The organism is Jatrophihabitans sp. (assembly GCF_036000465.1).
Classification (GTDB): Bacteria; Actinomycetota; Actinomycetes; order Mycobacteriales; family Jatrophihabitantaceae; genus Jatrophihabitans.
On the sequence record NZ_DASYFV010000077.1, the window covers coordinates 19,610 to 41,140 of the forward strand.

Annotated in this window: 23 protein-coding genes and 2 pseudogenes; 17 read left to right on the forward strand and 8 right to left on the reverse strand. The window is 71.6% G+C overall.

Annotated elements, in window-relative coordinates:
• Positions 1 to 9: 9 nt before the first annotated feature.
• The 3 genes and pseudogenes from VGN18_RS20615 (at position 10) to VGN18_RS20625 (ending at position 2,444) form a co-directional block, all read left to right on the forward strand.
• On the forward strand, positions 10 to 495 hold the full coding sequence (locus VGN18_RS20615; RefSeq protein ID WP_327541610.1) for a pyridoxamine 5'-phosphate oxidase family protein: 486 nt from the start codon (positions 10 to 12) through the stop codon (positions 493 to 495).
• Positions 496 to 1,062: 567 nt separating this feature from the next.
• Positions 1,063 to 2,001 (forward strand): annotated as a pseudogene (locus VGN18_RS21155) (Ig domain-containing protein); the annotation flags it as partial.
• A 35-nt stretch (positions 2,002 to 2,036) separates the two neighbouring features.
• Complete coding sequence (locus VGN18_RS20625) at positions 2,037 to 2,444, forward strand: hypothetical protein (protein ID WP_327541612.1); 408 nt, start codon at positions 2,037 to 2,039, stop codon at positions 2,442 to 2,444.
• 26 nt (positions 2,445 to 2,470) lie between these two features.
• Here VGN18_RS20625 and VGN18_RS20630 read toward each other — a convergent pair whose 3' ends face one another.
• Positions 2,471 to 2,974, reverse strand: coding sequence for a GNAT family N-acetyltransferase (locus VGN18_RS20630; protein ID WP_327541613.1), 504 nt, complete (start codon positions 2,972 to 2,974; stop codon positions 2,471 to 2,473).
• A 73-nt stretch (positions 2,975 to 3,047) separates the two neighbouring features.
• On the opposite strand from VGN18_RS20630, the gene VGN18_RS20635 reads away from it, so the two are divergent.
• Both VGN18_RS20635 and VGN18_RS20640 read left to right on the forward strand, forming a co-directional pair.
• A complete protein-coding gene (locus tag VGN18_RS20635; protein ID WP_327541614.1) occupies positions 3,048 to 3,569 on the forward strand; it encodes a GNAT family protein in 522 nt (173 codons plus the stop codon).
• Between the two features lie 119 nt (positions 3,570 to 3,688).
• The gene (locus VGN18_RS20640) at positions 3,689 to 4,198 is read left to right on the forward strand and encodes a hypothetical protein (RefSeq protein WP_327541615.1); all 510 of its coding nucleotides are present in this window, start codon (positions 3,689 to 3,691) and stop codon (positions 4,196 to 4,198) included.
• A gap of 329 nt (positions 4,199 to 4,527) precedes the next feature.
• On the opposite strand, the gene VGN18_RS20645 is transcribed toward VGN18_RS20640, so the two are convergent.
• Positions 4,528 to 5,706 carry an HNH endonuclease signature motif containing protein gene (locus tag VGN18_RS20645; RefSeq protein ID WP_327541616.1) on the reverse strand — a complete coding sequence of 393 codons (1,179 nt, stop codon included), beginning with the start codon at positions 5,704 to 5,706 and terminating at the stop codon, positions 4,528 to 4,530.
• Positions 5,707 to 5,919: 213 nt separating this feature from the next.
• Positions 5,920 to 7,443, reverse strand: coding sequence for an aldehyde dehydrogenase family protein (locus VGN18_RS20650; RefSeq protein ID WP_327541617.1), 1,524 nt, complete (start codon positions 7,441 to 7,443; stop codon positions 5,920 to 5,922).
• A gap of 54 nt (positions 7,444 to 7,497) precedes the next feature.
• On the opposite strand from VGN18_RS20650, the gene VGN18_RS20655 reads away from it, so the two are divergent.
• From VGN18_RS20655 to VGN18_RS20665, 3 genes are all read left to right on the forward strand, one after another.
• Complete coding sequence (locus VGN18_RS20655; protein WP_327541618.1) at positions 7,498 to 8,439, forward strand: LysR family transcriptional regulator; 942 nt, start codon at positions 7,498 to 7,500, stop codon at positions 8,437 to 8,439.
• Between the two features lie 106 nt (positions 8,440 to 8,545).
• Positions 8,546 to 8,965: an Imm1 family immunity protein gene (locus VGN18_RS20660; RefSeq protein ID WP_327541619.1), complete on the forward strand. Its 420-nt coding sequence runs from the start codon at positions 8,546 to 8,548 to the stop codon at positions 8,963 to 8,965.
• 223 nt (positions 8,966 to 9,188) lie between these two features.
• Positions 9,189 to 9,461 carry a WhiB family transcriptional regulator gene (locus VGN18_RS20665; RefSeq protein ID WP_414655084.1) on the forward strand — a complete coding sequence of 91 codons (273 nt, stop codon included), beginning with the start codon at positions 9,189 to 9,191 and terminating at the stop codon, positions 9,459 to 9,461.
• 16 nt (positions 9,462 to 9,477) lie between these two features.
• Here VGN18_RS20665 and VGN18_RS20670 read toward each other — a convergent pair whose 3' ends face one another.
• A complete protein-coding gene (locus tag VGN18_RS20670) occupies positions 9,478 to 10,359 on the reverse strand; it encodes a hypothetical protein (RefSeq protein WP_327541621.1) in 882 nt (293 codons plus the stop codon).
• 50 nt (positions 10,360 to 10,409) lie between these two features.
• The gene (locus VGN18_RS20675) at positions 10,410 to 10,871 is read right to left on the reverse strand and encodes a metallopeptidase family protein (RefSeq protein WP_327541622.1); all 462 of its coding nucleotides are present in this window, start codon (positions 10,869 to 10,871) and stop codon (positions 10,410 to 10,412) included.
• A gap of 80 nt (positions 10,872 to 10,951) precedes the next feature.
• Between VGN18_RS20675 and VGN18_RS20680 the strand changes: the two genes are divergently transcribed.
• From VGN18_RS20680 to manA, 7 genes are all read left to right on the forward strand, one after another.
• On the forward strand, positions 10,952 to 11,347 hold the full coding sequence (locus tag VGN18_RS20680; protein WP_327541623.1) for a hypothetical protein: 396 nt from the start codon (positions 10,952 to 10,954) through the stop codon (positions 11,345 to 11,347).
• A gap of 96 nt (positions 11,348 to 11,443) precedes the next feature.
• A complete protein-coding gene (locus tag VGN18_RS20685; RefSeq protein WP_349259984.1) occupies positions 11,444 to 11,797 on the forward strand; it encodes a DUF3499 domain-containing protein in 354 nt (117 codons plus the stop codon).
• Positions 11,798 to 11,825: 28 nt separating this feature from the next.
• A complete protein-coding gene (locus tag VGN18_RS20690) occupies positions 11,826 to 13,193 on the forward strand; it encodes a phosphomannomutase/phosphoglucomutase (RefSeq protein ID WP_327541624.1) in 1,368 nt (455 codons plus the stop codon).
• A gap of 41 nt (positions 13,194 to 13,234) precedes the next feature.
• Positions 13,235 to 13,471, forward strand: coding sequence for a Trm112 family protein (locus VGN18_RS20695; RefSeq protein ID WP_327541625.1), 237 nt, complete (start codon positions 13,235 to 13,237; stop codon positions 13,469 to 13,471).
• Between the two features lie 5 nt (positions 13,472 to 13,476).
• The gene (locus VGN18_RS20700) at positions 13,477 to 14,625 is read left to right on the forward strand and encodes a hypothetical protein (RefSeq protein ID WP_327541626.1); all 1,149 of its coding nucleotides are present in this window, start codon (positions 13,477 to 13,479) and stop codon (positions 14,623 to 14,625) included.
• On the forward strand, positions 14,625 to 15,602 hold the full coding sequence (locus VGN18_RS20705) for a cation diffusion facilitator family transporter (RefSeq protein WP_327541627.1): 978 nt from the start codon (positions 14,625 to 14,627) through the stop codon (positions 15,600 to 15,602). Before VGN18_RS20700 ends, VGN18_RS20705 begins: the two co-directional genes overlap by 1 nt.
• Before the next feature lie 241 nt (positions 15,603 to 15,843).
• Positions 15,844 to 16,977 (forward strand): mannose-6-phosphate isomerase, class I, encoded by a 1,134-nt coding sequence (manA, locus tag VGN18_RS20710; protein WP_327541628.1) that lies wholly within the window; start codon positions 15,844 to 15,846, stop codon positions 16,975 to 16,977.
• On the opposite strand, the gene VGN18_RS20715 is transcribed toward manA, so the two are convergent.
• Entirely contained in the window at positions 16,955 to 18,265 is a 1,311-nt protein-coding gene (locus VGN18_RS20715) for a serpin family protein (protein ID WP_327541629.1), read from the reverse strand. The two genes, manA and VGN18_RS20715, sit on opposite strands and share 23 nt — an antisense overlap.
• 112 nt (positions 18,266 to 18,377) lie before the next feature.
• Here VGN18_RS20715 and VGN18_RS20720 point away from each other — a divergent pair.
• Together VGN18_RS20720 and ahcY are read left to right on the forward strand one after the other, a co-directional pair.
• A pseudogene (locus VGN18_RS20720) lies at positions 18,378 to 18,557 on the forward strand (MerR family transcriptional regulator); the annotation flags it as partial.
• A 225-nt stretch (positions 18,558 to 18,782) separates the two neighbouring features.
• A complete protein-coding gene (gene ahcY / locus VGN18_RS20725) occupies positions 18,783 to 20,228 on the forward strand; it encodes an adenosylhomocysteinase (RefSeq protein ID WP_414655085.1) in 1,446 nt (481 codons plus the stop codon).
• 192 nt (positions 20,229 to 20,420) lie between these two features.
• On the opposite strand, the gene VGN18_RS20730 is transcribed toward ahcY, so the two are convergent.
• Positions 20,421 to 20,861: a Rieske (2Fe-2S) protein gene (locus VGN18_RS20730; RefSeq protein WP_327541630.1), complete on the reverse strand. Its 441-nt coding sequence runs from the start codon at positions 20,859 to 20,861 to the stop codon at positions 20,421 to 20,423.
• Complete coding sequence (locus VGN18_RS20735; RefSeq protein ID WP_327541631.1) at positions 20,858 to 21,424, reverse strand: DUF6529 family protein; 567 nt, start codon at positions 21,422 to 21,424, stop codon at positions 20,858 to 20,860. The genes VGN18_RS20730 and VGN18_RS20735 overlap by 4 nt, the downstream gene beginning before the upstream one ends.
• Between the last annotated feature and the right edge of the window lie 107 nt (positions 21,425 to 21,531).

The window sequence follows — 21,531 nt, forward strand, 5'->3', positions numbered from 1 at the left end:
GTCCGGCGCATGTCCGACGACGAACTCCGCCCGCAGAAGCGTGGCCGCAAGATCGCGATGACGACCGAGGAGCGCGACGCGTTCCTGACCGAGGAGCGCACCTGCCGGGTGGCGACACTCTCGCCCGACGGCCCGCACGCCACCCCGCTCTGGTACCTCTGGGACGGCACGCACCTGTGGCTGTACTCGATCGTCAAGAGCCAGCGCTGGGCCGACCTGGCGCGCGACCCGCGCATCGGCATCACCGTCGACACCGGGGTCGACTACCTCGAGCTGCGCGGCGTCGAGATCACCGGCACGGTCGAGGTCGTCGGCGACATCCCGCGCACCGGCGAGCCCGACGACGCCCTCACCGCGGTCGAGTTCGCCTTCGGCAACAAGTACATGGATTCGAGCGGGGGCGGCAACATGTTCCACGACGGCCGCCACGGCTGGCTCCGCGTCACGCCGAAGAAGATCTCCAGCTGGGACTTCCGCAAGCTCGCCGCTCTCTGACTGTTCATCGAAGACCTCTGGCGCGTGGCGCCGGGGTGCGGGATGCTTCCTGGCGTTCATCCGATTCATGGCTAATGCCCGGATTTCTCCTGGGTGACCGCGGAGGCATCGATGCGTGCTGGACGACGACGGAACATCCTGCTCAGCCTGGTGCTGGCCATCGTGGCGCTGACCGCGGCGGCGGTCGCCACCGCCGGCGTCGTGACCCACCGCCGCAGCTCGAAACCTGACGCCGAGGAGCACGAGGACGTCCGGGCCGTGCCGAACTCGTCCACCGGGTCGTGCGGGGTCGAGCGCTGGTCGGTGAAGACCGGCACCGACGCCGATGCCGGCAAGATCACGCTGCAGTCCACGACGTCGACCACGATCGCCGCGCTCGACGCCATCCCGGCTCCGGCCACGTTGCCGGCGAACAACCGCGTCGCGCCGACCGAGACCACTGTCTACCGGGTCAGCGGCACGCTCACCGAGTACAAGCTCGAGGCCGACTCCGACTACCACCTCGTGCTCACCGACAGCGCGGGCCGCACGATGATCGCGGAGATCCCCGACCCGCTCTGCGTCGGTGCGTCGAGCCCGCTGTTGAGCTCGATCCAGAAGGCCCGCGGCGAGTTCGACGCCAAGTACACGCCGAGCGGCACGTTCAAGACCGCGAACACCGCCGTGACCGTCACCGGCGTCGGGTTCTTCGACTTCAACCACGGTCAGACCGGCGTCGCCCCGAACGCGATCGAGCTGCACTCGGTGCTCGACGTCGCCTTCGGTACGGCGCCGGCGAACAGTGTCACGGTGACCAACCCGGGCAACCAGAGCAGTACGGTCGGCACCGCCGCGAGCCTGCCGATCAGCGCCTCGGACTCCGCCTCGGGACAGACGCTGACCTACTCGGCGACCGGCCTGCCGGCCGGTCTGACGATCAACCCCTCCTCCGGCCTGATCTCGGGCACGCCGACGACTGCCGGCACGTCGTCGGTCACGGTGACGGCGAAGGACACCACCGGTGCCTCGGGATCGACGTCGTTCTCCTGGGCAGTGGGCGCCACCACCGGCGGCTGCTCGGGCCAGCAGTTGGGCAACCCCGGATTCGAGACGGGCGCGGCGGCGCCGTGGACCATGAGCACCGGTGTGCTCAGCAACAGCACGAACGAACCCGCGCACGGCGGCAGCTGGGACGCCTGGCTCGACGGCTACGGCTCGGCCACGACCGACACCGTGTCGCAGTCGGTCACCATCCCGAGCGGGTGCCACGCGTCGCTGATGTTCTGGCTGCACGTCGACACCGCCGAGACCACGACCAGCACGGCCTACGACAAGCTGACCGTGAAGATGGGATCGACGACGCTGGCGACGTACTCGAACCTCAACCACTCCACGGGCTACGTCCAGAAGACCCTGTCGGTCGATGCGTTCGCCGGGCAGACGGTGACCCTCACCTTCAGCGGGGTCGAGGACAGCCAGCTGCAGACGTCCTTCGTCCTCGACGACACCGCGCTCACGCTGAGTTGAGCGAGTGCCACCGAAAGGAGCTAGCCTCTGACCGCATGCAGGACGCTCTGATCGCGCTGGGCCTGGTGCTGTTCCTCCTCGGCCTGCTGACCGGGCTCGCGGTGCCCGCCCTGAAGAACCCCCGTATGGGGGTGGCCAGCCACCTGCAGGGAATGACCAACGGACCGTTCCTCGTCCTCATCGGCCTTCTGTGGCCTCGGGTTCACCTGCCGCACGGCTGGGGGATCACCACGGTCGCCCTGCTCGTCTACGGGACGTACGCCAACTGGCTCGCGACTCAACTCGGGGCCCTCTGGGGTGCCGGCCGGCGGTTCGCGCCGGGAGCGACCGGGCGCCACCAGGCGTCGGCGGCGAAAGAAGGCGTGGTCGACATCCTCCTCGTGACCCTCGCGCCGGTCATGGTCGCGGCCACAGTGATGCTGCTGATCGGCGTGCTGCGCTGACCGTGCCCGCGGGCGACGGGGTTCGCTCAGCTGAGCGAGACCCAGAAGCGATCCTCGCCGTCGGCCGTACCCTCGGGTACGCCGCCGTTGACGAGGATGACCTTGCGCGACGCCTCGTTGTCGACGGCGCAGGTGATCAGAACGCGGTCCAGTTCGAGCTGATCCCGGCAGATGGTGAGCGCCTCGCCGAGCATGCGGGTCGCGTGTCCGTGCCGCCGCCACGGCGCGACCACGTGGTAGCCGATGTGCCCTCCGGCCCGCTCGAGCTCCGACGTCAGCCGGTGCCGGATCACGAGGCTGGCGAGGTAGTACTCGCCCGACACGTACCAGTAGACGGTCGAGGGCACTCCCCACCGTTCCCGCACGCCGATGCGCTCGGCGACGAACGCCTCGAAGTCGTCCGCGGCCGGACCGAGCCATTCCGTCGGCGTACCGCGCAGCAGGCAGTCGGCCTGCTCGCCGACGAGGTAGGACGTGCGGACGGCGGTCGTGGGATCGACCAGGCGTGGGGGTACGGCGAGCGGGATCACGACCTCGAGTCTGCTGGATCGTCGAGGCTCCTCGGTTCGATCTCGGTTGCCCGGCCCGCATAGGGTCCTGACTGTGCCTGAAACGCCCACCGTGTCGCTGCGCGCGCGCACCGACGACGACCTGGATGTCCTGTTCGAGATCGCGGCCGACCTGGACACCTGGGAGGAGCGGGGTCCGCGGGCGCCGCGGCCGTTGACCCGGGAGCGCTTCGACGCGCGGCTCGCCCGGGCCGCCGAGAACGACGCCGACAGCGACCCCGTGTCGCTGGTGATCGACGTCGACGGCCGCGCCGTCGGCACCGTGACGCTGTTCGACTTCGACTTCCTGGCCCGTCACGCCGAGGCCGGGATCAACGTGGCGCGGCCTGCCCGCGGGCGGGGCATCGGGACGGCCGCGATCGTCCAGCTCGTCGAGTTCGGGTTCGTGCGGCACAACCTGCGCCGCATCCACCTCCAGGCGATCGCGTCGAACGTGGCCGCCATCCGCGCGTACGAGAAGGCCGGCTTCGTGATCGAGGGTCGCCAGCGCGAGCACGCCTGGGTCCGGGGCGGCTACGAGGACATCGTGCGGATGGGCATCCTGCGCGCAGAGTAGATCCGCGCTTCCGCCCCGCGCAAGGCGTGCGACCTTACCGATGAGCGATTGCTGCACTGTCGCCTCGCGTGGCGAGACGGTGTGGACAAGCGCTCCGGGTTGGGTCAGTGTTCCGTCGCGTGAAGATCTTCGCGATGATCGCGGTCCTCTTGGTTGCAGGATGCAGCGCTTCAACTCCGAGGTCGGCTACCTCGACCGAACATGCGACAACGTCCGTGGCACCGACATCCTTGTCAATCTCGGCGTCCCCTCTGACCGACTCGAACGGTCTCTGGACCATTGACTACGCGCGCTTGCGGTACACACCGCTGCGCGACACCTACCTCGAAGGTCAGAACATCACGCTGCTCGGAGGATCACCATTCTCGGTGTGGCATCGCAAGGTCACGCTGGAAAGCACCGGGTGCACGAAGTACGTCGATGGGCTGCGAAGCGGTCGGTGGCCGCTGCGGGTCCAACACGCAATCGATCACACGATCGCCGTCACGGCCCCTCACTGCCGCGACTTGCACGCAATCAGTCTCGGCTCGAGCATCGCCGAAATCGAGGCGATCGCTGGAAGCCGTCCTCGCCATGCCGAAAGCCCGTCCATGGCGATGGCCGACCTGGATACCGCGCTTCAGAGCTGACAGCGGGGTACCCCGATGAGCGAATGCCGTGCGACCTTGATCATCTCGCCGGGAGCAGGTCCACAGACCTGTTGCGGGCGCGTTGATCAACAAGCAATCCGGCTGCCGATCCAGATGGCGACGCGAACGATGCGCTAGGCGATGGCCAATTCGGTCGACGAACAGACCGTGGAGCGTTGGTCGCTTATGGAGCGGCCAGGATCAACGATCTTGCGGCCCGCGTCTCGCCGCAAACGATGCAGACATGCCGCTGACAGGTGCGGTGACCTCATGTCCGGACGGGACGGCGAACGGCCGGCGATGGCGCGTGATGCCGGCTGCGGGTCAGTTCAGAACGGGGCCGGCACGTCGAGGTCGGCGCACGTCGTGTCGACGGGGAGTTCGTCAGGCGGCTTGTCGAAGTGTCGGCCGGTGGGGCTGGTCCAGTGGGTGACGCCGTCGAGGGTGCGGTGGACCGACCAGCCGGCTTCGTGCTTGAGATGATGGTGTCGAGGACACAGCAGGTGCAGGTTGTCGGGGTGGGTCGGGCCGCCGGCGAGCCACGGGACGATGTGGTCGATCTCGGTGCGGGAGGCGCGGCAGCCCGGGAAGCGGCAGGTGGTGTCGCGGTCTTTGACGAAGCGGGCCATCGCCGCGGGTGGTGCGTAGGTCGGGCTGGTCTCGAGCACCTGACCGGCCGGGTCGGTCAACAGCCGCCGCCAGGTGCCGGTCGGGTCATCGGCCAGGCGGCGGGCGACCTCGGCCGGGACGGGGCCGACACCTTTGAGTTCGCCGGCCTGCTCGTCCATCCCGAGCAGCGTGGACAGCGAGACGATGACCTCGACGGCAGGGCCGGCGGTGGGGTGCAGGTCGCCGCGGCCGAGATCGGCCAGGGCGTCGGCGCGGCGCTGCTCGGCGGTGCGCTCGTCCATGCCCTGGGTGGCGCGGGCCAGCTGGGTGATCGTGTTCATCAGGGTGGCGAGGTCCTCGGCCGGCAGCAGCGCCCAGAGCTCACCCATGCCGTCCTTGCGGTAGCGCGGGCACACCCGCCGCTCCTCCCGCGGATCGGGCTTCACCTCAGGCGGGCGCTGGTCAAGCGACGCCACCGCCCGGTGGGCACAGGCGCGGAACTGCACCGGCGTCTTCCCGCCCGCCCGCTGAAGCACCCGAGCTTCGACCAGCGCCGCGGTCGCGTCGTCCAGACCGAGGGCCTCGTCGGACAACACCCGGGCATGATCGAGGGTCAGCTCACCCCGCGACAGCGCGTCCAGCGTGGCCGGGTAACGCCCGACCAGGTCCTGCGCCGTCGCCACCCGATCCGACGCCGTCAGGCCCGACAGCCGCAGCACCGCCGCGACCTCGTCGACCACGTACTGCTTGTCATGGGTGTCCAGACACGGCGGCAACGGCAGAGCGGCGAGCCGGGCCAGCATCCGCTGCTCCTCCGCGTGCAGAGCAGCATGCACCTTCTGGAAGGACAGCAACCGGTCGAGCAGAGCGTCCCGCTCGTGCATCCCGGCCCCGTCCATAGATCGAATTCTAGGGAGGGGGTCTGACAGAAGACGGCCCTGGAACCCCTGCCGCACAGGGGATTGCGAGAGATTCCGTGCGCCGGGAGCGAGTGGTCGTTTGCCTCGGTGAGGTGGGGAGTTGACCTGACCATCGGCCGCCCGATGCCGTCACCGAGAGACACGACCGGCGCGCCAGGAAACCCTGACGCGCCGGGCGTGTGACGACAGGACTCAGCCGAACTGCACGCCCTGGGCCAGCGGCAGCTCGGTCGAGTAGTTCACCGTGTTCGTGGTGCGGCGCATGTAGGACTTCCAGGCGTCCGAGCCGGACTCGCGACCGCCCCCGGTCTCCTTCTCGCCACCGAACGCGCCACCGATCTCGGCGCCCGAGGGGCCGATGTTGACGTTGGCAATGCCGCAGTCCGAACCGTCCGGGGCCATGAAGCGCTCGGCCTCGCGCAGGTCGAGGGTGAAGATCGACGACGACAGGCCCTGGGGGACGTCGTTGTGCATCGCGATCGCCTCGTCGAGGTCGTCATAGCTCATGACGTAGAGGATCGGCGCGAACGTCTCGGCCTGCACGATGTCCGACTGCGTCGGCATGCGGACGATGGCCGGCTGCACGTAGTAGGCGTCGGACGCCTCGTCGGCCAGCACCCGCTCGCCACCGGCGAGCACGACGCCGCCGTTGGCCCGCGCCTTGTCCAGCGCGTCGACGTAACCCTGGTAGGACGCCTCGTCAACGAGCGGACCGACGAGCGTGCCGGCGTCGAGGGGCGAACCGATCGGCAGCGTGCCGTACGCGGCGGCGAGGCGCGTGGTCAGCTCATCGACGATCGAGGAGTGCGCGATCACCCGACGCAGCGACGTGCAGCGCTGACCGGCGGTGCCGGCGGCGGAGAACACGATGCCGCGGACGGTGAGGTCGAGATCGGCCGACGGCGCGACGACGGCGGCGTTGTTGCCGCCGAGTTCGAGCAGCAGGCGGCCGAAGCGACCGGCCACGCGCGGAGCCACGGCGCGGCCCATGCGGGTGGAGCCGGTGGCCGACACCAGGGCGACGCGGTGGTCGTCGACGAGCGCCTCGCCGACGGCGGCGTCACCGAGGACGACGGCCGACAGCCCGGCCGGGGCGCCGACGCGGGCCGCGGCCTGGTCGAACAGCGACTGGCAGGCGAGCGCGGTGAGCAGCGTCTTCTCCGACGGCTTCCACACGACGGCGTCGCCGCAGACGAAGGCGAGCGCGGCGTTCCACGACCACACCGCGACCGGGAAGTTGAAGGCGCTGATGACGCCGACGACACCCAGCGGGTGCCACTGCTCCATCATCCGGTGGCCCGGACGCTCGGAGGCGATGGTCAGCCCGTGCAGCTGGCGCGACAGCCCGACGGCGAGATCGCAGATGTCGATCATCTCCTGGACCTCGCCGAGGCCCTCGGAGCGGATCTTGCCGGCCTCGAGCGACACGAGGGCGCCGAGGTCGTCCTTGTGCTCGCGCAGCAGCTCGCCGAGCTCGCGCACCAGCGCGCCGCGGACCGGTGCCGGAACGGTGCGCCAGGTGCGGAACGCCTCCTGCGCGGCGCCGACGGTCTCGGCGACCTCGGCGGGGGAGTGAGCGGTGAGGCGGCCGAGCGAGCCGCCGGTGATCGGCGTGCGGACGGTCAGGTCGCCGTCGGTGGACAGCGCGCTGACGCCGAGTCGCGCCAGGATCGCCGACGCCTCCGCGGCCAGGGTGTCGTGGGTGGGGACGGACATCTCAGCTCCTCGTGATTGCTTATGTCTGGCTAGCCTATGCCGTAAGTTGTACTTATGACCAATGCGGCTCCGCTGGACGTCGCCCGGCTCCGCCTGCTGCGCGAGGTCGGGCTGCGCGGCTCCATCGCCGCCGCCGCGCGCGTGGTCGGCCTGACCCCGTCCGCGGTCTCCCAGCAACTCGCCCTGCTCGAGCGCGAGACCGACACCGCCCTGCTCGACCGCTCATCCCGCGGCGTCGTGCTCACCGGGGCCGGCCACGCGCTCGCCGCCCGCGCCGGCCAGGTGCTCGACGTGCTCGCCGCCGCGCGGGCCGACCTCGACCGTCTCGCCGGGTCGGTCGCCGGTCCCGTACGCATCGCCGCCGTCGCCAGCGCCGCCGGGTCGGTCGTGTCCGATGCCGTGACCGCCCTGCGGTCGAGCGACCCCGACATCACCGTCTCGGTCGTCGCCACCGAACCCGAGCGGGGCATCGGCATGCTGCTGCGCGACGACGTCGACCTCGCCGTCGTCGACGAGTACGACTACGTGCCGCTGGCGCTGCCCGAGAGTGCGCTGGTGCGCGAGCTGGCGACCGAGCCGCTCGTGGTGGTCCGGCCCGTCGGAGCCGACGGTCGACGCAACCCGACCCTGGCCGACCTCGCCCAGGCCGACTGGGTGATGCCGCCCGAGGACGCCGCGTGCGGTCGGGCCGTCCGGGCCGCCTGCCGCACCGCGGGGTTCGAGCCCCGGGTCCGCTGGGAGACCGACGACATGCTGCTGCTGGTCCGGGCGGTCGCCCGCGGGCACGGCGTGGCCGTGCTGCCGCGGCGCTCGGTCGCCGACGACGCCGCCGACGTCGAGGTCCGCCCGCTGCGCGCGCCGGCGCTGACGCGGCGGCTGCTCGCCGTCGCCCGGCCGAGCGTCGCCGCCCGGCCCGTCGTGGCCGAGGTGCTCGACGCGGTCGCGCGCGCGTGCGCCGGCCGGTCCGCCGCCGGTGGCATGCACAGCAAGCCTTGAGGAACAACCCCTGCCCTTGTCCGATTTGACCAGGTACGGTCAGCTCACCGCGTGCCCCCCGCGCGCGACGTCCGAACCGATCCCACAACCCCGCGGGAGGTCCGTCGTGCGCTTTCGATACTTCGATCCGCTGCAGCAGGAGATCGTCGAGGGAGAGCTCGTCGACTCCGACCAGGTCGTGGAACTCGTCGGCGTCGTGACCGGACTGCGGGCCGACTGCTCGCCGGCGCTCGAGTTCGCCGACCTCGACGGGTCGTCGCTCGTGCTGGGCATCGCGCACGACCGCGCCGTGGTGCTGTGGACCACGGCCGACGGCACGACCCGGCACAGCGTCGGCGCGCACGCCGATCGGATCACCTTCGACTACTTCGGCGCGTGCACGCAGGTGCCGGGGCACTACAGCGTCCCCCTGGCGGACGCCGTCGACGCCGCGGGCGGCTACGTCGACGCCGTCAGCAGCGGTGCCGCGCTGGTCGGCGTGGGGGGTCGGGCCGCGCGGCCGTCGCTGCCGCTCGCCCTCGACTGACCGTGGATCGGCTGACGCCCTGACGCCGGCATCATCTCGGGCACAACGCCCGAGGGGTCTCCAAATCATGATCAAACGGACATAGCACACCCTCGTCCGGCGTGTCGCAGCGGAATAGCAGCCCGCTGGCTTGACTAACGGGAACGACACGCGTGTAATTTGCAACGTGTCATTCGGTTATTCCCCCGCTAACCGCCAACCTTCGGAGGTCGTCGTGACGGAGCTGACTCACACCGTCGACGGTGATGAACTCGCCGAACTCTTCGGGCTTCCCGAAGAGGCGAGCTGGCAAGAGCGTTCGCTCTGCGCCCAGACCGATCCGGAGGCCTTCTTCCCTGAAAAGGGTGGCTCCACCCGCGAGGCGAAGAAGATCTGCACCGGCTGCGAGGTGCGCAGCGAGTGCCTCGAGTACGCCCTCGAGCACGACGAGCGGTTCGGCATCTGGGGCGGGCTCTCCGAGCGCGAGCGTCGTCGGCTCAAGCGCCGCGTCGTCTAGCGCCGTACCGGACCCTTCAGTGACGAACGGGTCCGGTGTTCACCACCTCGAACGCTGATCCCGGCACGCTCTTGAGCTGATCGAGGTCGGTGTCGTTCCAGCCGCGGTACGTGGCCCCCGAGATGAACCAGTTCGAGCCGTTGTCGGCGACGATCATCCCGTACTTCTTCAGGCACTTCAGCACGATCAGCGCTGCCCCGTGGAAGCGGGTGAGGTTGTAGGACGCCCGCAGCCGGAAGCGCGCCCCCATCGGGGGCACCAAGGTCGAGGTCGTCGACCCGGCCTGGTGGGTGGCCGGGTGGATGAACCCCTTCTGCGTGCGCGACACCGTGAAGCGCAGCGCGTGATCGATGTGCCCGGCCCGGATCTCGTCCGGCCGGACGAGGCCCGGCAGGATCGGCAGCCCGGCGGCGTCGGCCGAGGTCCACCCCTCGGGGCGCAACCGATCCGTGTGCAGGTCGAACACCGCACCCGACGCCGCCGCCCAGCCCGAGCCGGACCGGTAGGCGCCGTAGAGCTCGTAGAGGTGGCAGTTGCCCGAGGCGACCAGGACGTGCCGGTCGCTGCCGGCCTCGACCCGGGCGGTGAGCGGCACCGGGTACGGGCCGGGATCGCTCTGCGAGCCGTAGGCCGTGAAGCGGATCGGCACCTTGGCCTGCGCGCCGGGCACCAGAGTGTACGGGATGCCGTAGGACGGGTCGGAGCCGAAGTCGGGGTGCAGGTGCCCGGCGGTGCCGACGCTGCGTACCCACGCCGCCGAGTAGGGGCTCAGAGCGGTGTGCGAGATGTCCTGGCGCCACGGGTTGTCCGACGGGAACAGCGCGCAGCCGGCGATCGTCGGCGGCGGCGTGACGGCGGACGACGGCGCCGCCGAGCTGCACGCGGCAACGACCAACACCGCGATCGCAACGTTTCCAACCTTGCGTCTCATCGATCCGCAGGCGTCGCTCAATGCGGGTCGATCTCGTCCACGTCGCGGCCGAGGAACTCGGCGGCCAGGTCCACGACAACCATGAACACCAGATCGGCACGATCCTCGGGCTCTGTAGCCCGGGCCTCGATCGGACGCCGGTAGACGACGATCACCGGCTGCTCGATCTCGGGCAGGCCGTTGCGGAACAACTGGCCGAGGGCGACACCGCGGTCGAGCACGACGTCGTGGCCGAGATCGGGGTCGAGCTGCGAGGGCGGGACGTCCTCGACCGCGAACTCCAGGCCGGCGAGTTCGGCGGCCCAGTGCTCCTCGAGTTCCTCGACGGCGTCCATGACGAGGTCGTCGAACACCTCGGCCCGGGTGCGGTGCAGCGGGACGTCCACCGGGGCCAGGTAGCCGCGAACCCCGCGTCCCCGGCGGTCGCGCCGGCGCGGTGGGCGGCCCGGCCGGGCCGACGAGCGGCTCTCGCTGCGCACGGGGCCACCGTACTCACCGGGGCCACCGGGAACCGCGCTCGCGTCCCGTCGCGTCAGAAGGGTGACGAACGGAGACGGCCATGAGCCCACGAACCAGCGCGATCACCGGGGTGGTCGCCACCCTGATCACGGCCGCCTGCGCCGGCAGCGGCGGCACCGCGCCCGCCCGGTCCACGAGTCGGCCGGATTCCGCCGCTACCGGCGTGCTCTCGGTCCGGATCGCCATCTACGGCGGCCCGATGCGACCCGACGGTCGCATGGCCATGAACGGCCAGGCGGCGAAGCGGCAGCCCGTGCTGCTCCGCGACGCGCGCGGGCGCGTGTGGCACGGGAGTACGGGGGAGGGCGGCACCGCCGTGTTCACCGTGCCCGCCGGCCGGTACCGGGTGTCGTCGTCCTACTGCGGCATCCCGACCTCGGTGACCCTGGCCGCCGGCACCAGCCGCCCGGTGGCCTTGCAGTGCGACGTGCCCTGATCGGACCCGATTCCGCGACACGACGCCCGCTGGAGCGGGCAAAGCGGTCCGGGGGACGGCGCGGGGGCTAAGGTCCGAGGCTGTGAGGACCGTCCAGTGAGGCACGTGCGACGCTGCACGCGCACCGGGTGCACCCGTTCCGCGGTGGCCACCCTGACGTACGCCTACGCCGATCTCACCGCGGTCGTCGGGCCGCTCGCCACCTACGCCGAGCCGCACTCCTACGACCTGTGCGAGGAGCACGCGGTGCGCCTGACCGTGCCGCGCGGGTGGGAGGTCATGCGTCACGTCGGCGACTTCCCGTCGCCCATCCCGCACGCCGACGACCTCGAGGCCCTGGCCGACGCCGTCCGCGAGGCCGCCCGCACCGACCCGGTGGCCCGGACGGGTGACGCCGAGGCCACCACCGGTCGCCGCGGCCACCTGCGCGTGGTGCCGCCGACGCACTGACGCCGCCCGCGTCGGTAGGCTCCGGCACGTGGATCTCTCGGCACTGGTCAAGGCGTACGACGTCCGCGGCATCGTCCCCGAACAGTTCGACGAACCCATCGCCCGCGCCATCGGCGCCGCGTTCGTCGACGTCACCGGCGCCGACCGCATCGTCACCGCCCACGACATGCGCGAGTCGGGCCCGGGTCTGGCCCGCGCCTTCGCCGAGGGCGCGATGCACCGCGGCGCCTCCGTCGTCGAGGCCGGTCTGGCCTCGACCGACATGCTGTACTTCGCCTCCGGTCACCTCGGCCTGGCCGGTGCCATGTTCACCGCCAGCCACAACCCCGCGCAGTACAACGGCATCAAGATGTGCCGCGCCAACGCGGTCGCGATCGGCCAGGACACCGGGCTCTACGAGATCCGCGAGCGGGCGTCGCGCTACCTGGCCGACGGCCTGCCGGCGGCGCAGGGCGCGGGCGACGTCGAACAGGTCGACCTCCTCGGCGCCTACGCCGAGTACCTCCGCAACCTCGTCGACCTGAGCGCGATCCGCCCATTGCGGGTCGTCATCGACGCCGGCAACGGCATGGGCGGGTTCACCGTTCCGGCGGTGCTGGGCGACGCCGTGCTGCCGGGGCTGCCGCTCACCGTCGTCCCGCTCTATTTCGAACTCGACGGCTCGTTCCCCAACCACGAGGCCAACCCGCTCGAGCCGGCCAACCTGGTCGACCTGCAGCGCGCGGTGGTGGCCGAGGGCGCCGACATCGGCATCGCCTTCGACGGCGACGCCGATCGCTGCTTCATCGTCGACGCCGCGGGGGAGGCCGTGTCGCCGAGCGCGATCACCGCGCTCGTCGCCGCCCGCGAACTGGCCAAGGCGCCCGGCAGCGCGGTGATCCACAACCTGATCACCTCGCACGCGGTGCCCGAGGTCGTGCGCGAACACGGCGGCGTGCCGATCCGCACCCGCGTCGGACACTCGTTCATCAAGGCCGAGATGGCCCGGGTCGACGCCGTGTTCGGCGGGGAGCACTCGGCGCACTACTACTTCCGCGACTTCTGGTTCGCCGACACCGGCATGCTCGCGGCGATGCACGTGCTGGCCGCGCTCGGCGAGCAGCCGAGCTCGCTGGCCGACATCACCGCCGAGTACGCCCGCTACGTCGCGTCCGGCGAGATCAACTCGACGGTCGACGATCAGCCGGCGCGCGTCGCTGCCGTCCGGGCCGCCTTCGCCGGCCGGGCCCGCGACACCGACGAGCTCGACGGCCTGACCGTCCAGCTCACCGACGGCACCTGGTTCAACGTGCGGGCCTCCAACACCGAGCCGCTGCTGCGGCTCAATGTCGAGGGCCCGACCCGCGAGCAGATGGAACAGGTGCGCGACGAGGCGCTCGCGGTCATCCGCAACTGACCGACCGGCCGCGACCCGCGGCGAACCGAAGGAGATGCAGCGTGGCCCTCGACGAGACCTTGCTGGACATGCTCGCCTGCCCGAGCGACGACCACGCACCGCTGCGGGAGGAATCCCGCGACGGTGCCGACGTCCTCGTGTGCTCCTTCTGCGAGTCCAGCTTCCCGATCCAGGACGGCATCCCGGTGTTGTTGCTCGACGACGCCACGCCCGGTCCGCACGGCATCGGCGTGGCCGCGGGCTCGCCCGCGCCGCCGCGGCACAGCAGCGAGGGCTGATCCGCATGGCCTTCGACGAGGCTCTGCTGGACGAGCCGGCCCGGCTCGAGCAGCGCGACGATCAGCGGCTGCTGTGGTCGCTGGCCACGGCCGGCGCGCAGGTGCGCCGGGCGGTCGACACCCTCGGCGACTTCGGCATCGAGCGGCTGCGTGGCGGGCAGATGCCGCGGGCGCTGCTCGTCGCGACCGACTCCGCCCCGTCGGCGGCCTCGCGGCTCGTCACCCGGCTGAGCTGCACCCGCACGCCCGCGCTCGCCTGGCACGGCGTCGAGCTGCCCCGCTGGGCCGGTCCGGCCGACGCGCTGCTGATCGGGTCGGTCGACGGGCGGCACCCGCGGCTGGCCGAGCTCGCCGCGCAGGGGGCGCAGCGCGGGCTGGCCATGGCCGTGGTCGCCCCGGCCGGCAGCCAGGTCGCGGCGGCGTCCGGGCGGGCGCCCCTCGCCGAGATCCCGCGTGACCTCCACCCCCGCGCGGCCCGCTGGTCGGTGTTGACCCCGCTGCTGCAGGCGCTCGACGTGCTCGGGGTCAACCCGATCCCGTCCGGCCTGCTGATCGAGGTCGCCGACGCCCTCGACGAGCAGGCCGAGGCGTGCCGACCGAACGGCGACGCGTTCACCAACCCGGCGAAGGCGCTGGCCGTCGAGTTCGCCGAGGCCGTGCCGCTGATCGCGGGAGCGGGTGCGCTGGCCGGGGTGGCCGCGCGCGCCATCTCCGACGCGCTCCAGCAGTTCGCCGGGGTCAACTCGGTGTCGGTGTCGCTGCCCGACGGCGTCGGGCGCGCCGGGTCGCTGCTGCGTGGGGCGGGGGGCGCCCCCGTCGACGACTTCTTCCGCGACCGGATCGACGATCGACCCTCCACCCGTCCCCGGCTGCTCGTGGTCGGCGACGACGGCTCGGCCGACGACCTGCTGCTCGGCGACCGCTCCGACGCCCAGATCCAGCTCGACGAGGTCGCGGCCCGGCGGGCGGCGAAGGCGCTGCACGATCTGGCGGCCGGACTCGGCCTGCGGTCGTCGAGTGTCGCGGTGCCGGCGGGCGACCCCCTCGCCCGCTTCGCCGCAGCCACCGCGTTCGGGGAGTTCACCGCGGCCTACCTGGCATTCGGGCTGGGCCTCGATCCCGGCTCGCGCGGGCCGGCGGAACTGGATCACTGATGAGTGCCGCCGGCGGCTCGAAGGCGATCGTCGCCGCGCTCGGCGCCAACCTCGGCATCGCCGTCATCAAGTTCATCGCGTTCGCGATCACCGGCTCGTCGTCGATGCTGGCCGAAGGGGTGCACTCGGTCGTCGACTCGGGCAACCAGGGTCTGCTGCTGCGCGGCGGCCGATCGGCCAAACGGCGGGCGACGGCTGACCATCCCTTCGGGTACGGACGCGACCGCTACGTCTACGGCTTCCTCGTCGCGCTCATGCTCTTCTCGGCCGGTGGCCTGTTCGCGCTGTACGAGGGTGTCGAGAAGGTGCGCCACCCGCACGAGCTCGAGTCGCCCGTCGTCGCCGTGATCGTGCTGCTGATCGCGATCGGGCTCGAGGGCTTCTCCCTCAGGACCGCCATCGGCGAATCGCGCCACCTCAAGGGCGACGACACCTGGTTCGGCTTCATCCGGCACGCCAAGAACCCGGAGCTGCCGGTCGTGCTGCTCGAGGACGTCGCCGCCCTGACCGGTCTCGTGTTCGCGCTCGGCGGCGTCGGCATCGCAGTGCTCGCCGACGCCCCGATCTGGGACGGCATCGGCACCTGCGCGATCGGCGCGCTGCTGATCGTCGTGGCGATCGTGCTCGTCATCGAGACCAAGAGCCTGCTGCTCGGCGAGTCGGCCGCGCCGGTCGAGGTGCGGGCCATCGAGTCGGCCCTGGTCGGCGACGGCGTCGAGCGGGTCATCCACCTGCGCACGATGCATCTCGGCCCGGACGAGCTGCTGGTCGGCGCGAAGATCGCCATGCCGGCCTCGGCCGAGCTGCCCGACGTCGCCGCCGCGATCGACGCCGCCGAGGCCCGGGTGCGGGCTGCGGTTCCCACCGCGCGCGTGATCTACCTCGAGCCCGATCTCGATCGCGGTCGCGCCGGTGCCCTCCCCGCCGGAGCCGCCCCGCCGAGCACGATGTCGCACGACGGTCCGGCGTTCGAGTAGGTATCCCCAGGTTTGCGGTGGCTTGAGACGCGGCAACACCGCCCACGGCGTCCCCGACCTGGACCTGCCCCGCGGCGCTTGAGGCTGGTGACCGGGGCAGGTGGGCTGTCCATCCGCCGGCGCGAGCCGGTCGTGAGCAACATCGCGGCCGGCACATCATGGTCATGTCGTGGGTGATGGTCGCCGCCGTCGTGACGGCCGTCGTCGGGCCGGCCCGCGGCCCGCGGCCTACGATCGCCGGATGCCGCAGCCACGAATTGCACCGCTGGTCGGCGTCCCGCGCCGCTACGACTGGGGATCGCCGACGGCCATCCCGCGGCTGCTCGGGGTCGAGCCGGACGGCACGCCGGTCGCCGAGCTCTGGTTCGGGGCCCACCCGGACGACCCGTCCGGCATCGACGGCAGCGACATCGCCCTCGACGCCGTGATCGCCGAGGACGCCGACGCCACGCTCGGCGCCGGGGTCGTCGAGCGCTTCGGACCCCGGCTGCCGTTCCTGCTCAAGGTGCTCGCCGCGGACAAGGCCCTCTCGATGCAGGTGCACCCGGACCTCGCCCAGGCGCAGGCCGGCTTCGCCGCCGAGGACGCCGCGGGCGTGGCCCGCACCGCACCGCACCGCAACTACCGCGACGCCAACCACAAGCCCGAACTGCTCTGCGCGCTCACCCCCTTCGAGGCGCTGTGCGGGTTCCGGCCGGTGGCTCGGACGCTGGCGTTGCTCGACGAGCTCGCGCTGCCCGAGCTCGACTTCCTGGCCGAGCGACTGCGCGGGCCCGACCCGCTCCGGGCCGCGTTCACCGCCGTGCTGACCCACGACGACCCGGCGGCCCTGGTCGCCGCGGTCGCCGCCCGGGCCACCACCGAGGGCCCGCTGCGGCCCGTGTTCGTCGCGGCCCACGACTTTCCCGGCGACATCGGCGCCGTGCTCACGCTGCTGCTCAACCACGTGGTGCTCGAGCCGGGCGAGGCGATCTACCTCGGGGCCGGCAACGTGCACGCCTACCTGCGCGGCACTGGCGTCGAGATCATGGCGAGCAGCGACAACGTCTTGCGTTGCGGGCTCACGCCGAAGCACGTCGATGTCGACGAGCTGCTGCGCATCACCGACTTCCGCGAGCTCGCCGAGCCGCGGTGGCACGACGTCGGCGGCACGTTCTCGGTGCCGGTGCCCGACTTCCGGCTCACCCGGTCGACCGGGCGCGGCGAGATCGCCGGACCGGCGATCGTCCTGTGCATCGACGGGTCGGTGTCCGTCGGCCCCGGCGAGATCGTCCTGCCCGGCCGGGCGGCGTTCGTCGGTGCCGGGGCGGCGGTGCCGATGTCGGTCCTCGGCACCGCTTTCGTCGCCTCGGTCAGCCCGCCGTCGGATCGTTGACCTGGGTCGCGAACAGGATCGCGCCGGTCACGGTGTCGCGGATCAGGAACAGGAACGGGTGGTCGAGGCGCAGGGTCGGGCCGCTCGGGCGGACCGACGTCGGCACGACCGAGATGCCGGTGGCGGCCGCCGCCTCGGTGCCCTTCTCGGCCACCGCGAGGTACACGCGCTGCATCACCTGGTCGACCCTGGTCGGCTGGGCGGAGAGCTGGGACAGGTCGGCCGAGTCGGTGAACGCCCGGCGCATGCCGAGTGACTGCAGTACCGGCTCGAGGTCGAGTGCGGACGTCGTCGTGAACCTGGGCAGCGCGAGGTCGACGGCCGTGGGGCGCAGCGCGGTGACGATCGCGTCGAGCCGGGCCGACGTCAGGCCGTCGACGAAGGCGGGCAGCGACTGCCGGGTCGGCATGACGGCCAGCGCCGCGAAGCTCCCCCCGCGGTAGGGGAGCTGCACCGCGGAGCAGTCCGGGGTGACGGCGACGGGCCGGGTGGTCTGGTCGTCGGTGAGGAAGCGCGCCGACACGGTCGAGCCGTCGGCCCGGGTGAACGGGCCGGCCTGCGTGCGTCCGGCGTCGAAGGCGGTGGCCCAGGCCGCCGTGAAGTAGATCGCGTCGGCCAGCACCAGCACGGTGGACGGATCGAGCCGGTCGAACAGCCGGGTGATCCGCCCGTGGGTCTGCTCGGAGGTCCAGCGGTTCATCGCGTCGGCCGCGGTCGAGCCCTTCGAGAAGTCGGTCTGCCACACGCCCGCATCGAAGTAGCCCGACAGCGCGGCCAGGAAGGTCTTCCGTAGCGGGAAGCCGCGCTGCAGCCAGAGCGCGTTCGCGCTCGACAGCGTGAGCGACCCGGGCCGGGCGGCGGCCGACCACGCCCGGTTCAGGGCGAGCCACCCGGCGTCGAGCCGGTCGCCGGTGAGCCCGCTCGCGCGCAGGGCGGCCACGATCTCGGCCCGGGTCGTGCCCGCCGCCCCGTTCTGCAGCATGGCCAGCGTGAGACCGAGGCTCGCCGGCGAGACCGAGACGTTGCCGGCGCCGCCCCGGGTGAGGCGGCGCAGCAGGGCGAGGCTGAACTCCTGCTCGCTCCGGGCGAGCAGGTCCGCGTCGCGCGCGGCCGGCGTGGCGTGGTGCCCGGGGGAGCGGTACTCGACCGCGCCGGCCAGCCGGGCGTGCACGACCGGGTCGGGCGGCCCCGTCGAGCCCTCGCTGCGCCGGGTACCGCCGCTCCCGCAGGCCGTGACGAGCCCGGCGCACAGCAGCACCGCGATGGTCGAGCGGGAACGGGGTCGCATCGCACTCCTCGGGGTGGGGAATCCTTACGCCGGGGTGACGAGGCGGGCCGCTCGATCCGTTCGTCGCGCGAAACCTGACACGACAGTGGTAGATTTTGCCGCGATGCAGTCCATGACCATCCAGCAGGCAGCCGACGCGACCGGCTGGTCCCAGCGCATGCTCCGGTACCTGGAGCAGGCCGGGCTCGTCGCCGCGTTACGCACGCCGGGCGGTCACCGACACTACGGCCCGCGCCAGATCGAGCGCCTGCAGAAGCTGCGGGAACTGCTGGACTCGCACGGGCTCGGCATCAGCGACATCGCCTTCGAGCTGCGCATGCGGACCGATCCGCAGCTCGCCCGGGCCGTCGACGACTGGTTCGGGCCGTTGCACCGATCCGCCGCACCACCGGAGGCGGGCCTGTACCGCCGCCTGACCACCATCCCGGACACGTTCTCGGCACCCCCGACGAGCGACGTCCAGACGTCAGAAGGAGAGCACGTGAGCGTCACCCTCACCGCCGATTCCGCTGGAAGCGTGTCGGACTTCAAGGTCGCCGACCTGAGCCTGGCCACCTTCGGCCGCAAGGAGATCGACCTCGCCGAGCACGAGATGCCCGGCCTGATGGCGCTGCGGCGTGAGTTCGGCCCGACCCAGCCCCTCAAGGGCAAGAAGGTCGCCGGCTCCCTGCACATGACCGTGCAGACCGCCGTGCTGATCGAGACGCTCGCCGCCCTCGGCGCCGACGTTCGCTGGGTCAGCTGCAACATCTTCTCCACCCAGGACCACGCCGCCGCCGCGATCGTCGTCGGCAAGGACGGCACCCCCGAGAACCCCCAGGGCATCCCGGTCTTCGCCTGGAAGGGCGAGACGCTGGAGGAGTACTGGTGGTGCACCGAGCAGATGCTGACCTGGCCGGACGGTTCGGGCCCGGACTCCATCGTCGACGACGGTGGTGACGCCACGCTGCTGATCCACATGGGCACCGAGTACGAGACGGGCGGTGTCGTGCCGCAGGCCGAGGACACCGACTCCGAGGAGTACCAGGTCATCCTCAACCTCCTGCGCCGCTCGATCGTCGAGTTCCCGGGCCGCTACACCCGCATGGGCGCCGCGATCATCGGCGTCACCGAGGAGACCACGACCGGCGTCCACCGCCTCTACGAGTTCGAGCGCGCGGGCACGCTGCTGTTCCCGGCGATCAACGTCAACGACTCGGTCACCAAGAGCAAGTTCGACAACAAGTACGGCTGCCGCCACTCGCTCATCGACGGCATCAACCGCGGCACCGACGTCATGATCGCCGGCAAGCTCGCCGTCGTCTGCGGCTACGGTGACGTCGGCAAGGGCTCGGTCGAGTCGCTGCGGGGCCAGGGCGCCCGCGTCGTCGTCACCGAGGTCGACCCAATCTGCGCGCTGCAGGCGGCGATGGACGGCCTCGAGGTCGTCACGCTCGAGGACGTCGTGCACAAGGCCGACATCTTCATCACCACGACCGGCAACAAGGACATCATCATGGCCGACCACATGGCCCAGATGAAGCACCAGGCCATCGTCGGCAACATCGGCCACTTCGACAACGAGATCGACATGGCCGGCCTCGCCAAGTACCCGGGTGTCACCCGCGTCGAGGTCAAGCCGCAGGTCCACGAGTGGACGTTCTCCGACGGCAAGAAGATCATCGTGCTGTCCGAGGGTCGCCTGCTGAACCTGGGCAACGCGACTGGTCACCCGAGCTTCGTGATGAGCGCGTCGTTCTCGAACCAGACGATCGCCCAGATCGAGATCCACAAGAACCCCGACAACTACATCGTCGACGGCAAGCCCACGGTCACCACGCTGCCGAAGCACCTCGACGAGAAGGTGGCCCGGCTGCACCTCGACGCCGTCGGCGCCAAGCTGACGACGCTCTCCAAGGAGCAGGCCGAGTACATCGGCGTCGACGTCGCCGGCCCGTACAAGCCCGAGCACTACCGGTACTGAGGAGCGAGCTCCTCAGTACCGACAGACCCCGCCTCTCCGCGCCATCTCGGTTGTCGTCGCGTTCCGGCCTCGCCTGACGGTCGCGTTGTTGCCTTTCGGCACCAGCGCGACCGTCAGGTCACTTGAGGGCTATGAGCACTCCGACGGCGAAGCCGGCGGCCAGGAGCCAGAGGAGGGTGGGCAATGCGCGCGTCATGACTCGAACACCTCTCCGTTGCGGACGGTGACGGCGACGGGGTCGAGGCCGTGCGGGGCCGGGCCGCCGACGACCTTGCCGGTCGTGGCGTCGAAGCGGCTGGCGTGGCACGGGCACTCGATCGTGCCGCCGGCGATGCGGTTGACCTCGCAGCCCTGGTGCGGGCAGATCGAGGAGAACGCGTGCACGGCGTCGTCGGCGCCGCGGGTGAGCACGACCTTCGGGCCGTGCAGCACGACGCCGCCGTCCTTCGGGACGTCGGCGAGCGCGGCCAGGAGCGTGCCGGTCGTGTCGGTGTTGCCGTAGGCGTTGGCCGCCGTGTGCCCGCGCCCGGCGTCGGCCGCGGCGCTGTTGCGGGCCACGACCACGCCGAGGACGACCCCGGCCCCGGCGGCCGCGGCCGCGCTGAGCGCCGAGCGGCGCGTCACCCCGCTCATGTGAGCGGCAGCCCGGAGCGGGTGAAGAACCACAGCGCTGACGTCAGCCACAGCAGCACGAAGAGCGCGAACACCAGCCCGCCGAGTACCGGCAGCGTCCAGCCCGGCAGGCCGCGCAGTCGCAGGCCCAGCATCTTCGCCGAGTACGCGCCGTAGAAGGCGCAGCCGGCCAGCGAGTGGGTCAGCGTGCGACCGGTCGTCGTCACGAAACCGAGCGACCACAGGCAGTGCAGCGCCACCGGCACCAGCGCGACGAACGCGAGGCTGCCACTCCAGCGGTGCACCGGCGCGACCCAGACCGGGGCGTCGCCGGCGCCGGGCAGGCGGCCCCACATCCACAGCGCGGTCGTCAGTTGCACCAGCACGAGCGCGAGCGCGGCCGTCGCGAGCCAGGTCTTGAGCTGCAGCATCCCGGAGAAGCCGATGAGCCAGAGCGGCCGCAGCGCCGGATCGTGCAGCTTCGCGTAGACGCCGAGGCCGAGGGCGACAGCGCAGCCGAGCAGCAGTACCGCGGCAAGACCCGACCGGGTCTGCTGCGTCCCGACGGCGTGCTGGCCCGCCATGCCTGCCCCCTCGGTGCGAGGGCACCCAGCCTGGCACCGGCGGGCGGGCGCGACAAGGGCGCAGATGCGACAGGGACGGCTCGGTCGCCTGATCCGTCCCTGTCTCC

What these genes read in the sequence shown, in the direction of transcription:
- VGN18_RS20615 (WP_327541610.1), top strand. Translation starts at nt 10, where the DNA reads ATGTCCGACGACGAACTCCGCCCGCAGAAGCGTGGCCGCAAGATCGCG.
- VGN18_RS20680 (WP_327541623.1), top strand. Translation starts at nt 10,952, where the DNA reads ATGAGCCCACGAACCAGCGCGATCACCGGGGTGGTCGCCACCCTGATC.
- VGN18_RS20625 (WP_327541612.1), top strand. Translation starts at nt 2,037, where the DNA reads ATGCAGGACGCTCTGATCGCGCTGGGCCTGGTGCTGTTCCTCCTCGGC.
- VGN18_RS20705 (WP_327541627.1), top strand. Translation starts at nt 14,625, where the DNA reads ATGAGTGCCGCCGGCGGCTCGAAGGCGATCGTCGCCGCGCTCGGCGCC.
- VGN18_RS20655 (WP_327541618.1), top strand. Translation starts at nt 7,498, where the DNA reads ATGACCAATGCGGCTCCGCTGGACGTCGCCCGGCTCCGCCTGCTGCGC.
- VGN18_RS20735 (WP_327541631.1), bottom strand. Translation starts at nt 21,424, where the DNA reads ATGGCGGGCCAGCACGCCGTCGGGACGCAGCAGACCCGGTCGGGTCTT.
- manA (WP_327541628.1), top strand. Translation starts at nt 15,844, where the DNA reads ATGCCGCAGCCACGAATTGCACCGCTGGTCGGCGTCCCGCGCCGCTAC.
- VGN18_RS20730 (WP_327541630.1), bottom strand. Translation starts at nt 20,861, where the DNA reads ATGAGCGGGGTGACGCGCCGCTCGGCGCTCAGCGCGGCCGCGGCCGCC.
- VGN18_RS20715 (WP_327541629.1), bottom strand. Translation starts at nt 18,265, where the DNA reads ATGCGACCCCGTTCCCGCTCGACCATCGCGGTGCTGCTGTGCGCCGGG.
- VGN18_RS20650 (WP_327541617.1), bottom strand. Translation starts at nt 7,443, where the DNA reads ATGTCCGTCCCCACCCACGACACCCTGGCCGCGGAGGCGTCGGCGATC.
- VGN18_RS20645 (WP_327541616.1), bottom strand. Translation starts at nt 5,706, where the DNA reads ATGGACGGGGCCGGGATGCACGAGCGGGACGCTCTGCTCGACCGGTTG.
- VGN18_RS20700 (WP_327541626.1), top strand. Translation starts at nt 13,477, where the DNA reads ATGGCCTTCGACGAGGCTCTGCTGGACGAGCCGGCCCGGCTCGAGCAG.